Raw genomic sequence first — 12,290 nt, forward strand, 5'->3', positions numbered from 1 at the left:
CAGCATGGCCGCCCTGGCGGTCCCGGTGCGGATCAAGGATCTGGCCGATTTCGACGGGGTGCGGGGCAACGACCTGGTCGGCTATGGCCTGGTCGTGGGCCTGGACGGATCGGGCGACGGCATGCGCAACGCCCCCTTCACCGAGGAGATGCTGGCCGGGCTGCTGGAGCGGCTGGGCGTGAACGTCACCGACGACGCGCTGCGCTCGAAGAACGTGGCGGCGGTGATCGTGACGGCGACGCTGCCGCCCTTTGCGCGGTCGGGCAGCCGGATCGACGTCAACGTGTCGGCCATCGGCGATGCCAAGAGCCTTCTGGGCGGCACGCTGGTCATGACGCCGCTGAAGGCGGCGGACGGCAACATCTATGCGGTGGCGCAGGGGTCGATCATCGCCGGAGGCGTCTCCGCCGAGGGCGACGCGGCCCGCGTGGTCGAGGGCGTTCCCACCACCGGCAGCATTCCCGTGGGTGCCCGGGTCGAGCGCGAGGTCGAGTTCGACTTTGCCGGCATCGACGACATCCGGATCGCGCTGCGCAACGCCGACTTCACCACCGCTACGCGGGTCGAGGATGCCATCAACCGCGACTTCAACCGCCAGTTGGCGGTGACCTTGGACAGCGGCACGGTGGTCGTCAACTTCCGCGGCCTGGGGGACGTGAACCCCGCGCGCGTCGTCGGCCGGATCGAGAACCTGATGATCGAGCCTGAGGATCGCGCCAAGGTCGTCATCGATCACAAGTCCGGAACGATCGTCGTCGGAGAGCGGGTGCGCATCTCGCGCGTGGCGGTGTCGCAGGGCAACCTGACCCTGCGCGTGGCCGAGGCGCCGCTGGTGTCGCAGCCCAACCCCTTCGCGGAGGGCGAGACAGTGACCGTGCCGCGCACCGCGGTCGACGTGACGCAGGAGCCCGGGATCGGCTTCGTCGAGGTCGCCGGAGAGACGAACCTGTCGGACCTGGTGGACGGGCTCAACGCGCTCGGGGTGCGGCCCCGCGACATGATCGACATCCTGAAGTCGATCCATTCGGCGGGGGCGCTGCATGCCGATCTGATCGTGGAGTGACGCTCAGCCCTTCAGGCGGCCCGCCATGGCAGAGAGATACAGCGCCGCCGTCCCGGCCCGAGTCTGCCGATAGAACCCGCCGCGTCGCAGCGCCATCACGGCCCGCGGCGCGCGCGCCTTCAATGCGTCGCGCAGATGGACCAGCGTGCGACGCGCATCCGGCGTCAGATCCAGCGGTGCCAGGCTGTCGTGGTTCGCCCGAAGCCAGTCGCCGAAATTCCCGGCCATCAGCTGGCGCAGGCGGGCGGCCAGGGCGGGCAGCGTGTCGTTGCGGCCGACCTCGGACCGGGCATGCTGACGATAGAGAAGCGCCGGTTCCGGGTCATGGATCAGCGTCGCGCCATGCCCGGCGGTGACCTGATAGGCCCACCAGTCATGCGACAGGATGCCAGCCCGGCGCGCATGGGGCACAGCGCGCTGCAGCAGCCGCACCGCCTGCGGATCGAAGACCGAGGTGTTGCCCGCCATGCAGGCCTGGACCAACGCATTTCGGAACGAGAGCCGCCGCAGGAAGCGCCTCGAGGGCGTCAGTGGGGTCAGATGCGCATCCGTGATGATCGTGCGCGCCGCATAGTGGCCCGGCCCCTTCAGGTCCGCCAAGGCCGCGACCGCGCGCTGCAGCTTGGGCGGAAACCACAGGTCGTCCTGGTCGCAGAAGGCGGCAAAGGCGCCCTCGGGGACCTGCTCCAGCAGCGAGAGGAAATTCGCGGTCGCCCCCGCGCGGGGTCCCGGCACGATGCGCACCCGACCGTGGGGATGGGCCTCGGCGAAGCGCGCGAGGATGGCCGGGGTGTCGTCGGTCGATCCGTCATCCGATGCGATCAGCGACCAGTCGGCATGGGTCTGCGCCGCGAGGCTCTCCAGCTGCTGCTGCAGATGCGCGGCGCCCTGATAGGTCGCAAGCAGGATCACCATATGATGCGACGGCATGGCGTCTCCGGGTCGGGGCACTGAACGGACAAGGGCCCGAAGCGGCTGCTTCTGGCCCTGTCGTTCTGGCGTGCCGCGGCGCGGAGGGCAAGCGGCCTTAGCCCGGCTGGCGGACGATGTCCTCGATCAGGACCGCGGCGACGGGCAGGTCGGTCGCCGCGTGGGCCGCCTCGACCAGGGCGTCGCGCAGGGTCGCCAGGTTGCGATCGGCGGTGAAGTTGCCGTCGAAGCCGCCGGTATTGGCATGGATCATCAGCTGACGCAGCAGCGCGTCGCGCAGGCTGTGCTCCTTCTGCGCCAGCTTGGGCAGGGTGGCGCCGTCGGTCTTCAGCGTCAGCGTTAGGATCATCACGTCGCGCATGTCGCCCTGCCGGACCAGCGGCACGAAGAACTGGGTCGGAAAGGTGAAGAAGGCGTCCTCGGTCGGCGAACCCGCGGCGGGGGCGTCGTGCCCCCCGCCATGGTCGTCGGCGGCAGGCGCGGCGGCCGCGTGATCCTCGGCCGGTTCGGCATGCGCGTCGGCGGCCTCGGTCTCGTGGCCGGCGGCCGCGGCTTCCGCGTCCTTCGGTGCGCGCAGCATGTCGCCGGCGAAGGCGCCGCCGACCAGGGCCAGGACGGGCAGGGACAGGGGGATGATCTTGCGTATCACGATGTCACCTCAATAGGGCAGGACGATATCGGCGATCTGCTGGCCATAGCGCGGCTGCTGCACGTCAGTGATCTGGCCGCGCCCGCCATAGCTGATGCGCGCACCGGCAATGCGGTCATAGGCGATCTCGTTGCTGCGATCGATGTCGGCGGGGCGCACGAAGCCGCTGACGGTCAGCTCGCGCAGCTCGAAGTTGACGCGGACCTCCTGCGTGCCCTGGATCTGCAGCGTGCCGTTGGGCAGCGTGTCCACCACCGTCGCCGCCACCCTGAGCGTCAGCTGGTCGCGCCGCGAGATGTTGCCGTTGCCGCGATAGGAGGACGATGACGAGGCATCGGCCAGGTTGTCGAAGCTGGCCCCCTCGGGCAGCTTCTCGCCAAGGCGCTGCGGGATGCCGACCATCTGCGGGATCGACACGTTCTCGCTGCTGGTGCGGTTGCGGCCGCTGCTGTTGCTGATCGTGGCCTCGTCGTCGATCGCGATCACGACGGTCAGGATGTCGCCGCGGATCGCCGCGCGCCGGTCGCTGATCAGCGAGGACTGGGTACCGGCCCACAGCGATGCGGCGGCCTCGGGGCGGCCCGAGTTCAGCGGCAGGTTCAGCGGCGGGTTGGTCATCGCCTGGAACTCCTCGGTGTCGCGGGGCGAGGTCAGCTCCGGCGCCTGGCCGATATTGGCGGCGCGCGAGCAGCCGGCGGCGGCCAGCATCAGGCACAGCAGGGTGGCGGGTTTCATCGTCTTTCCTCTCAATGGGTGATGGCCAGCGTGCCGTCCGGCATCACCTGGGCGGTGACCGTGCTGCGCGATGCCATGTTCATGACGCGGATCAGCTCTCCGGCGGCGCCGTCCGACATGGCGCGCCCCTCGGTGTCGATCTGCAGGGCGCCGCGCCGAAAGCGCAAGCGTACGATCTGGTTGCGGCCCACGACGCGCGGGGCCTGAAGCATGGTGGCGTGCAGCGGCCGACCTTCGTAGATGGTGATGCGGGTCTGCATCCCGATCGCGGCGGACGGGTCGGTCAGGCCGGGGCGGTCGGTGTCGATGACCGTCAGGTCGCCCGCGGCGATCACATGGCCCACCGGCAGGGTGCGCGCGGCGCCCAGGCCCCCTGCCAGGGCCGCGCCCGGCATCAGCGCCAGCGCCAGGATCAGCGCCCGCATCACCGCACCTGCGTCGTCGCGCCGAGCATCTGGTCGGCGGCGGTGATGACCTTGGCGTTAAGCTCGTAGCCGCGCTGCGCCTTGATCAGCTCGGTGATCTCGCGCACCGCATCGACCGAGCTTTCCTCCAGATAGCCCTGGCGCAGGGTGCCCAGCCCATCCTGGCCGGGATTGACCACCTGCGGGCCGCCCGAGGCCGCGGTCTCGACGAACAGGTTCGAGCCGATCGCCTCGAGGCCCTTCTCGTTGGAGAAACCGGCCAGCGTGATCTGGCCCAGGAGCTCCGGCTGGACCCGGTCGGCGAAGGAGGCCCAGACCTCTCCGCCGGCATTGATGGTGACGGCACGCGCGTCCTCGGGGATGGTGATGTCGGGGACCAGCGGATAGCCGTCCGAGGTGACGATCTGCCCCTCGGGCGAGCGTTTCAGCCCGCCGTCGCGGGTATAGCCCGAGATGCCGGAGGGCAGGGTGACCTCCAGATAGCCGTCGCCCTCGATGGCCACGTCCAGATCGCCGCCGGTCTGGGTCAGCGCGCCCTGCTGCAGGTTGACGCTGACGGCGGTGGGGCGCACGCCCAGGCCCAGCTGGACCCCGGCGGGGATCACGGTGCCGTCGGCGGCGGTGACGCTGCCCGGGCGGGCGGCCTGCTGATAGTGCAGGTCGGCGAACTCCGCGCGGCGGGCGTTGTAGCCCGTGGTGGACATGTTCGCGAGGTTGTTCGAGATGACCTCGACGCGGGTCTGCTGGGCGCTCATGCCGGTTGCGGCGATCTGCAGGGCTCTCATGGCGGTTCCTTAGCGGGTCATGGCGGTGATGGCGCCGCGGATGCGCTGATCCTCGCGGTCCAGGAAGGTCTGGCCCAGCTCATAGGCGCGCTGGACCTCGATCATGCGGGTGATCTCGAAGACGGGATCGACGTTGGATTCCTCGAGGAAGCCCTGTCGGATGCGGCCTTCCTCGACCAGTTCGGGGGCGCCCTCGATGGCGAAACCGGTGCCGCTCTGGCGGCTCAGGTCGACGCCCTCTGGGGGGGTGAACAGACCGATGCGTCCGAAGGGCAGACCGTTCGCCGACAGGGTGCCATCGGCGCCGATGGCGACCGAGCTGGCGCCCGCGGGCAGGATGATCGGGGCCTGCCCCTCGTCCAGCAGGCGGTGCCCGTCGGCGTTCATCAGCTCCCCCTCGGCCGAGGGGGTGAAGGCTCCGGCGCGGGTCAGGCGCAGCCCCTCGGGGCTCTCGACCAGAAAGAACCCTTCGCCCTCGATCGCCAGGTCCATGCTGTTGTTCGTCTGCGTCAGCGAGCCCTGCTGCAGGTCCAGCAGGCGGCCGCGGGCATGGGCCATCGACAACGTGTCGCCCTGGCGGTCCAGCGCCGAGAGGTGTTCGGCAAAGATCACCCCCTCGCGGCGGTAACCGGCGGTGTTCGCGTTGGCGATGTTGTTGGCCACGACGCGCATCTCGGCCATCAGGCCGGATTGCCGCGACAGGCTGGCATAGATTGCATTGTCCATCTCAGCTGCCCGCGATCATGGGGATGATCTCGCCCAGGTAGAAATCCGCGAGCGCCGTGGTCATGAAGCTCATCGAGACCCAGAACACGACCAGCATCAGCCCCACCTTGGGCACGAAGGTCAGCGTCATCTCCTGGACCGAGGTCAGCGCCTGGAACAGGCCGATCACCACGCCCGCGATCAGCGCCACCCCCAGAAGCGGGGCCGAGATGCGCACCGAGATCAGCAGCGCCTGGCGCAGCATGTCGAAGAGGACCGTCTCTCCCATCACGACACCCTCCCGTTACACCGGCATCCGCAGGATTTCCTGATAGGCCTCGACCACCTTGTCGCGGATCGCCACGACGGTGTTCATGGTCAGCTCGGCCTCGGCGATGGTCTGGACCAGCTGCTGGGTGCTGGTCTGCCCCATCATCGTGCTGGCCGAGACCTGATCGACCTGGGCCATCTGGGCGGCGAAATCCTCGGCCGCCTGGCCCACGCGGGCCAGCGTGTCGGAGCCGGGTTGCGGCGCGACCGCGGTGCGGGCGGCGGAATAGGCCTTGGCGGCATTCAGTCCGGAGATCATGGGTCAGCCTTTCTAGCGACGGAGGAGATCAAGAAGCGACGCGCTCATCTGGCGGGTCTGTTCGAACATGCGCAGGTTGGCCTCGTAGCTGCGGCCGGCCTCGCGGCTGTCGGCCAGCTCGATCACCAGATCGACGTTCGAGCCGTCGTAATAGCCCTCGGCATCGGCCATCGGATGCGCGGGGTCGTGGATGCGGGGCAGGGCGGTCTGGTCCAGGATGGTGCGCCCGGCCTCGACCTCGCCCGTCGGGCGACCGAAGCGGACGGCCTCCTCGAAGGTGACCAGCTTGCGGCGATAGCCGGGCGTGTCGGCATTGGCGATGTTCTCGGCGGTGTGGCGCAACCGTTCGGTCTGCGCACGCATCCCCGACGCCGCGAGGCGCAGCGGTGAGATCGGATCGGACATGGGTGGGGTTCCTTACCGGCGTCCCAGGCTGGACCGCATGAGGTCCAGTCCCGAACGGTAGATGGTCAGAGACAGGTCGTGATGGCGCTTGACCTCGGCGGCGCGGACCATCTGGTCCTCCAGCGAGACCGAGTTGCCGTTGGGCGAGACCGGGCCCGCGGTCTCGATCACGCGGGCGGTGCCGGGCGACCATTGCGGGCTGTCCAGGTGCCGCGCGTTCGACACGCGCAGCGTGCCGGCCGCCTCGGCCCGGCGATAGCTGTCGGCGAAGGGCTGCAGGTCCGACGCCCGGAAGCCGGGCGTGTCGGCATTGGCGATGTTGCGCGCCACCTCGATGTGGCGGGCCTGGCTGTGCTGGCCCATGGCGCGGGCCATCCGCAGCATCTCGATCTTCTCAAACATGAGGCTTCTCCTCAATTCCGATAAACCCGGTCTTAACCCCAATTGGTTTAGAAACCGTTTCGTGGACCGAAAAATGCTCAGCCGCGAAGGATGCCCCGCATGGACAAGTTCGAATCGATCGCCCGCCGCCTGTCGCAGCTGCGGCTGGCGCGGCATTTCGGGCGCGTCCAGGCGATCCGCGCAGGGCTGATCGCGGTCGAGGGGCTGAACGGGCGCGCATCGGTGGGCGACCGGGTGCGAATCGCCCTCGCCACCGGGCATCTGGGCGGCGAGGTCGTGGGCCTGTCGCCGCGCACCGCCCAGGTCCTGCCCGAGGGCCCGATCGAGGGGCTGTCGGTCGGCGCCGAGGTGCAGCTGTGCTTTGCCCCGCGAATCGCGCCCTGCGACGACTGGATCGGGCGCATCATCGACCCCCTTGGCCAGCCCTTGGACGGCCGCCCCCTGTCGCACGGCCTGACCGAGCGCAGCTTTCGCAGCGAGGCGCCGCCCGCCGTCACCCGAAAGCGTCTGGGTGCGCGTCTGGGCACGGGCATGGCGGTCTTCGACACGCTGCTGCCCATCGTCGCGGGGCAGCGGATCGGCCTCTTTGCGGGGTCCGGCGTGGGCAAGTCCACGCTGCTGTCGCAGATGGCCCGCGGCGTGCAGGCCGATGTCGTGGTCATCGCCATGATCGGCGAACGCGGGCGCGAGCTGCGCGAGTTCGTGGAGAAGACCATGGGCCCCGAGGGGATGGCCCGCGCGGTGATCGTGGCGGCGACCTCGGACCGCTCGCCGCTGATTCGGCGGCGCTGTGCCTGGGCCGCGATGGCCGTGGCCGAGCATTTCCGCGACCAGGGCCGCCACGTCCTGTTCCTGGCCGATTCGATCACCCGTTTCGCCGAGGCGCATCGCGAGATCGCCCTGGCCGCCGGAGAGCCGCCCAGCTATCGCGGCTTTCCGCCCTCGGTGTCGAACTTGATCATGGCGCTGGCCGAACGCGCGGGCCCCGGACCCGAGGGCACCGGCGACATCACCGGCATCTTCAGCGTGCTGGTCGCCGGATCGGACATGGAGGAGCCGGTGGCCGACATCCTGCGCGGCACGCTGGACGGGCATGTGGTGCTGGACCGCAGCATCGCGGAACGCGGGCGGTTCCCGGCGGTGGACGTGGTGCGGTCGGTCTCGCGGTCGCTGCCCGACGCGGCCAGCGCGGTCGAGAACGCGGCCATCGCGCGGGCGCGCGCCGCCCTGGGCGCCTATGCCGAATCCGAGCTGATGATCCGCGCGGGCCTCTATGCGCCGGGGTCCGACCCCAAGCTGGACGAGGCGGTGCGCCTGTTCCCGCAGCTGGACGAATTCGTCACGCGGCGCTGCCCCGGCGTGCCCGAAAGCTTCGCGGCACTGGAGGCGGCGCTGCGCGTGCCGCTCCGCGCACGGGCCTGAGCGCAACGCGGCGCAACCGGTCGCGCAGGATCCTCGCATGCGGGCGGTGAACCGCGTCGGACCATACTGCGTTGGAGCTTAATCATTGTTATAACCGAAGGGGCGGCCATTGCGCCCAGAATCTCGATTTGCAAATGTCCGGCTGCTTTGAAAGGAGGGGCGGAATGGCGATCACCGAATACTTCATCCGCTACCTCCAGCGCCGCGACAGCCTGTCCGAACGCGATCTGGACCGGCTGCGCGGCCTGCGCACCACCCATGTGGCCTTCGCCCCCGGAGAGGTCATCGTTCCCGCGCATCGGCTGGCCAAGCGCAGCTGCATGATGCTGCGCGGCATGTCCGCACGCTCGCATCAGCTGGTCGGTCGCCCGAACGAACGGGTGATCACCGCGTTGCACGTGCCGGGCGACTTCGTCGATCTGCACGGCTTCGTGCTGGCCGGGCTGGAGCATTCGGTGGTGGCCGCGGGTCCCGCCGAGGTCGAGTTCGTCGAGCATGACGAGCTGGTCGAGATCACCGAGAACTTTCCCCACCTGACGCGGCTGCTGTGGATGGCCACGCTGATCGACGCGGCGGTGCATCGGCAATGGCTGGTCGCGGCGGCGTCGCTGCGCTCCAGCGCGCATCTGGCCCATCTGCTCTGCGAGGTCTATGTGCGGCTGAACGCGGTCGGGGCTGCCTCGGACCATCAGTTCTCCCTGCCGCTGCTGCAGCGCGAGCTGGCCGACATCCTGGGCTATTCGCCGATCCACGTGAACCGGGCGGTGCGCGACCTGCGCGACCGGGGCCTGCTGCGCTGGTCGGGCGCGGATGTGGTCATTCTCGACTGGAAGGGGCTGGCGACGCTGGCGCGGTTCGACCCGACCTATCTGGACATGGAACGCCAGAGCCGCTGAGCCTCACTCGCACAGACGCCAGCCGCTGTTCCGCGCGGCGATGTCCAGGTGCAGGTGGTCGTCATGCGCCGCGTTCGACCCCGGCCCCAGCACCGTCGTGAACATCAGGCAGGCCGTCCCCTGCGCCGCCCTCTGAAAGCTCTCGGCCGGATCGCCGTCGCCCTGACGCGGCTGGACGGGCACCGGATCGCCGTCGTCCAGGCGGAACCCCATCACGTCGATCGCATTGCCGTAGCCGTGTTCCGAGGGCTTGGGATCGGCGTCGCCGGTCCCGACCCGCTCGCGGCAGGAATAGCCCGGCCCGGTTTCCAGACCCGTCAGGCGCGGCGCGTCAGGCAGGGTCGCGGCCGCAGGAATGACGAAATCGCGCGTCCACAGCGCCAGCGACAGCGCGGTGTCGCAGCGCAGGACCGGCTCTGCACTCAGGGGGATGCCGGGCAGGATCCGGCTGACCTGCAGGGGCCGGGCGATGCCGCAATCGCGGTTGCCGGAATCGGTGACGGCCGGCACCGGGCGGAAGCCTGCGCCCAGCACCGTCAGCGCCAAGCGGCAGGCGTCGTAGCGCGCATCGCTCTCGCGCAGGGTGAACCAGACGGGCGGCGCGGGCGGGCCGAAGGGCTGCGGCGCCGCGGCTGTGGTCGCGTCGGCGGCGGGCGGTTCGACCGCGCCCGATTCGACGGGCGCGGTATCCGCGGGATCGGCAGGGCGTTCGGGCGGGCGCGCGGTCTCCTGCGCGGCGGCGGGAAGCGTCAGGACCAGGGCCATGAGCAGCGCCGCCGCCCGGATCATGGCTGCGCCGGGTCCAGCGGCGGCACCACGAAGCCCTGCGGCAGCGCATCGGTCAGCGCGTTGCTGAGAGGATCGGGGCTGAGGGGGTCGGGGGCGGGCGCCGCCGGATCGGTCGCGGGGGGCGCGGCCTCGGGCACCGGGGCTGCCTGAGCCTGGGGCGCCGCCAGCGGGTCGGGCAGGGCCAGGGGCTGGGCCGGATCGGGTGTGGCTGCCGCGGCGGTTCCGTCCTCGGGCAGGGCGATGGCGGCAACCGGGGGCGTCGAGGGGGCGGCGGTGCCTGTCACGTCGGCGATGCTGACGCCCGCGTCCAGGAACTGCACCTCGGTGCCGCCGATGCGGACCATTCCGGCCAGCTCCTCGGCATCCCAGTTGGTCAGGCGCACGCAGCCCATCGACTGGTTGTGGAACAGCTGCGAGGGCGTCGGCGTGCCGTGTATGCCGTAGGTGGGCTTGGTCAGGCCGATCCAGACCGTGCCGACAGGGCCGTTCGGGCCGGGCGGGATCACCAGCGGCCGGTCGTTGCCCTCCTGGCGGAAGTTGACGTCCGGGTTATAGGTGTAGTTCGGATTGATCGCCACCGTCCGCACGTTGTGCGACCCCTGCGGCGACGGGGTGACGCTGGAGCCGATGGTGGCCGGATAGTCGACCAGCATCTCGCCCCGCGCATTGTAGCCCGCGACGCGACGGTTATCCTTGTCGATGATAATTCGCGTGACCTGGCCGCGCAGGGGCGGGTTCGGGGCCATCACTTGGATCGTGGCGCCCGGCATCAGGTCGATGCCGGGGTTCAGGAACTGGATGAACTTCTCGTCCATGTGGAACCGCTCGCCGAGGCGTTCGGCGATGCTGGTATGCGCCATCGCGGGCATCAGCGCCTTTTCCGCATAGTCGGTCGGGATCGACGCGGCCAGCCCGGCGGCGTCCTCGGCGGTGATGGTGTAGGACTGCGTGACCGGGCGCACCGCGAAGGATTGAAGCAGGTTCCAGACATGCGGGTCCATGATCCCGTCCTGGGGCAGGCCGGTGCGGCGTTCGAAGGCCAGGATGGCCGACTGGCTCATGCCGCCCTTGAACCCGTCGATCACGCCCGGAGAGGTGCCCGAGCGGTCAAGCAGCAGCTGCACCTTGGCCGTCAGCGCAGACCGGCCGCCCGGCAGGGCGCCGCCGCCATACTGCGCCGCCTCGATATCGGCAGCGGTGAAGGGCAGGTCGGGCGTCTGGCCCAGGGCGGGCCAAGCCCAGCCAAGCGCAAGCGCCAGCAGGGCCGAACGGACAGTGTTGGGCATTGAGCAGGCTCCGATCATCAGGGCGCACCATCCGGCATTGAGCGAAAAACCGCCAGATAGCCCAGAGGTCACGTTTCGGTCAATTCGACATTGCGTTCCGCACAGTGGAATGACAGTCTGCTGTGTGGAACAGGGAGGAGTTTCACCATGACCAGATCGTTCGCCCGGAACGCGATGATGGCCGCTGGCCTGACCGCGATGCTTGCCGTCCCCGCCACCGCCCAGACCGTGCTGATCTACGGAGAGCCGGGTCCGAACCGCGGCGCGCGCGCCGAGGCGACGCAATGGTTCGCCGACCAGGTGGCCGAACAGTCGGGCGGCGACCTGTCGCTGGACATCACCTGGGGGGGCGCGCTGTTCTCCGAGAAGGCCGCCGTGCAGTCGCTGCGCGACGGGGTGGCCGACCTGGGCAGTGTCATCGGCGTCTACTTCCCGCAGGACATGGTGGCCTACGGCATCGCCGACCTGCCGCTGGAGAACCCGGACCCCTGGGTCGGCATGAAGGCCACCGACGCGCTGATGCGCAACAACGAGCAGATCAAGGCCAACCTGGCCGCGCAGAACCTGGTCTATGTGGGCACCTACACCACCTCTGCGGTGCAGATGGGCTGCAAGGGCCCGGCGGTGACCTCGGTCGATCAGCTGGCAGGCAAGAAGGTCCGCGGCGTCGGCGCCTATGGCCAGACCTTCCGCGACCTGGGCGCGACCCTGATCGACATGACCGTCTACGAGGCCTATCAGGGCCTGGAGAACGGCCTGATCGACTGCACCCAGACCTATTCCTACCTGATCGCGGCGCTGAAGTTCGACGAGGTCTTCGACAGCTACACCTTCATCGACTGGGGCCAGGTCGGTGCTCTGGGCATCGTCATGAACAAGTCGATGTACGATTCGCTGACCCCAGAGCAGCAGCAGGTCATCATGACCGCGGGCGAGGATCTGGCCGACGAGTTCGGGCGCATCATCGAGCAGGCCAATGCCGAATCGATCAAGATCCTCGAGGATGCCGGCAAGGAGATCGTCCGCTTCTCGGACGAGGACCGCGCCAAGCTGACCGAGGCCGCCCAGCCCTATCTGGACGACTGGATCGCGCGCGCCGACGCCTCGGGCCTCGACGGGGCCGCGCTGCTGGAGGAGTATCGCGGCCTGATCGCGCAATACAGCGCCGAGCTGGAAGCCCAGGGCTATCCCTGGGAGCGCGGCTGACCC

16 protein-coding genes are annotated in these 12,290 nt (G+C 69.5%); 4 read left to right on the forward strand and 12 right to left on the reverse strand.

Going from position 1 to position 12,290, the window contains the following annotated elements; translation table 11 throughout:
* Positions 1 to 4 precede the first annotated feature (4 nt).
* Positions 5 to 1,063: a flagellar basal body P-ring protein FlgI gene (locus tag AC2SGK_RS05555; protein WP_488322671.1), complete on the forward strand. Its 1,059-nt coding sequence runs from the start codon at positions 5 to 7 to the stop codon at positions 1,061 to 1,063.
* A gap of 3 nt (positions 1,064 to 1,066) precedes the next feature.
* Here the strand turns inward: AC2SGK_RS05555 and AC2SGK_RS05560 are convergent, their stop codons facing one another.
* The 10 genes from AC2SGK_RS05560 to AC2SGK_RS05605 all read right to left on the reverse strand — a co-directional run bounded on the left by AC2SGK_RS05560 (position 1,067) and on the right by AC2SGK_RS05605 (position 6,688).
* Positions 1,067 to 1,993: a glycosyltransferase gene (locus AC2SGK_RS05560; RefSeq protein WP_488322597.1), complete on the reverse strand. Its 927-nt coding sequence runs from the start codon at positions 1,991 to 1,993 to the stop codon at positions 1,067 to 1,069.
* Positions 1,994 to 2,090: 97 nt separating this feature from the next.
* The gene (locus AC2SGK_RS05565; protein ID WP_488322598.1) at positions 2,091 to 2,642 is read right to left on the reverse strand and encodes a hypothetical protein; all 552 of its coding nucleotides are present in this window, start codon (positions 2,640 to 2,642) and stop codon (positions 2,091 to 2,093) included.
* 9 nt (positions 2,643 to 2,651) lie between these two features.
* Entirely contained in the window at positions 2,652 to 3,377 is a 726-nt protein-coding gene (gene flgH / locus AC2SGK_RS05570; RefSeq protein ID WP_488322599.1) for a flagellar basal body L-ring protein FlgH, read from the reverse strand.
* An 11-nt stretch (positions 3,378 to 3,388) separates the two neighbouring features.
* Positions 3,389 to 3,802 carry a flagellar basal body P-ring formation chaperone FlgA gene (flgA, locus tag AC2SGK_RS05575; RefSeq protein WP_488322600.1) on the reverse strand — a complete coding sequence of 138 codons (414 nt, stop codon included), beginning with the start codon at positions 3,800 to 3,802 and terminating at the stop codon, positions 3,389 to 3,391.
* A complete protein-coding gene (gene flgG / locus AC2SGK_RS05580) occupies positions 3,802 to 4,587 on the reverse strand; it encodes a flagellar basal-body rod protein FlgG (RefSeq protein WP_488322601.1) in 786 nt (261 codons plus the stop codon). Before flgG ends, flgA begins: the two co-directional genes overlap by 1 nt.
* Positions 4,588 to 4,596: 9 nt before the next feature.
* Positions 4,597 to 5,313 carry a flagellar hook-basal body complex protein gene (locus AC2SGK_RS05585; protein ID WP_488322602.1) on the reverse strand — a complete coding sequence of 239 codons (717 nt, stop codon included), beginning with the start codon at positions 5,311 to 5,313 and terminating at the stop codon, positions 4,597 to 4,599.
* 1 nt (position 5,314) lies between these two features.
* Positions 5,315 to 5,581 carry a flagellar biosynthetic protein FliQ gene (locus AC2SGK_RS05590; RefSeq protein WP_042250834.1) on the reverse strand — a complete coding sequence of 89 codons (267 nt, stop codon included), beginning with the start codon at positions 5,579 to 5,581 and terminating at the stop codon, positions 5,315 to 5,317.
* 15 nt (positions 5,582 to 5,596) lie between these two features.
* Positions 5,597 to 5,881, reverse strand: coding sequence for a flagellar hook-basal body complex protein FliE (gene fliE, locus AC2SGK_RS05595; RefSeq protein WP_488322603.1), 285 nt, complete (start codon positions 5,879 to 5,881; stop codon positions 5,597 to 5,599).
* A 12-nt stretch (positions 5,882 to 5,893) separates the two neighbouring features.
* Positions 5,894 to 6,286 (reverse strand): flagellar basal body rod protein FlgC, encoded by a 393-nt coding sequence (gene flgC / locus AC2SGK_RS05600; protein WP_488322604.1) that lies wholly within the window; start codon positions 6,284 to 6,286, stop codon positions 5,894 to 5,896.
* 12 nt (positions 6,287 to 6,298) lie between these two features.
* The gene (locus tag AC2SGK_RS05605) at positions 6,299 to 6,688 is read right to left on the reverse strand and encodes a FlgB family protein (protein WP_488322605.1); all 390 of its coding nucleotides are present in this window, start codon (positions 6,686 to 6,688) and stop codon (positions 6,299 to 6,301) included.
* A 99-nt stretch (positions 6,689 to 6,787) separates the two neighbouring features.
* Here AC2SGK_RS05605 and AC2SGK_RS05610 point away from each other — a divergent pair, with 99 nt between their 5' ends.
* Positions 6,788 to 8,110 (forward strand): FliI/YscN family ATPase, encoded by a 1,323-nt coding sequence (locus AC2SGK_RS05610; protein WP_488322606.1) that lies wholly within the window; start codon positions 6,788 to 6,790, stop codon positions 8,108 to 8,110.
* A gap of 164 nt (positions 8,111 to 8,274) precedes the next feature.
* Complete coding sequence (locus AC2SGK_RS05615) at positions 8,275 to 9,006, forward strand: Crp/Fnr family transcriptional regulator (protein ID WP_488322607.1); 732 nt, start codon at positions 8,275 to 8,277, stop codon at positions 9,004 to 9,006.
* A 3-nt stretch (positions 9,007 to 9,009) separates the two neighbouring features.
* Here AC2SGK_RS05615 and AC2SGK_RS05620 read toward each other — a convergent pair whose 3' ends face one another.
* Positions 9,010 to 9,771, reverse strand: coding sequence for an extensin-like domain-containing protein (locus AC2SGK_RS05620; RefSeq protein ID WP_488322608.1), 762 nt, complete (start codon positions 9,769 to 9,771; stop codon positions 9,010 to 9,012).
* Between the two features lie 20 nt (positions 9,772 to 9,791).
* Positions 9,792 to 11,081: a L,D-transpeptidase family protein gene (locus AC2SGK_RS05625; protein WP_488322609.1), complete on the reverse strand. Its 1,290-nt coding sequence runs from the start codon at positions 11,079 to 11,081 to the stop codon at positions 9,792 to 9,794.
* 147 nt (positions 11,082 to 11,228) lie between these two features.
* Between AC2SGK_RS05625 and AC2SGK_RS05630 the strand changes: the two genes are divergently transcribed.
* Positions 11,229 to 12,287: a C4-dicarboxylate TRAP transporter substrate-binding protein gene (locus tag AC2SGK_RS05630; RefSeq protein ID WP_488322610.1), complete on the forward strand. Its 1,059-nt coding sequence runs from the start codon at positions 11,229 to 11,231 to the stop codon at positions 12,285 to 12,287.
* Positions 12,288 to 12,290 lie beyond the last annotated feature (3 nt).

The organism is Paracoccus sp. NIOT.M2S5SZ12 (genome assembly GCF_057748165.1).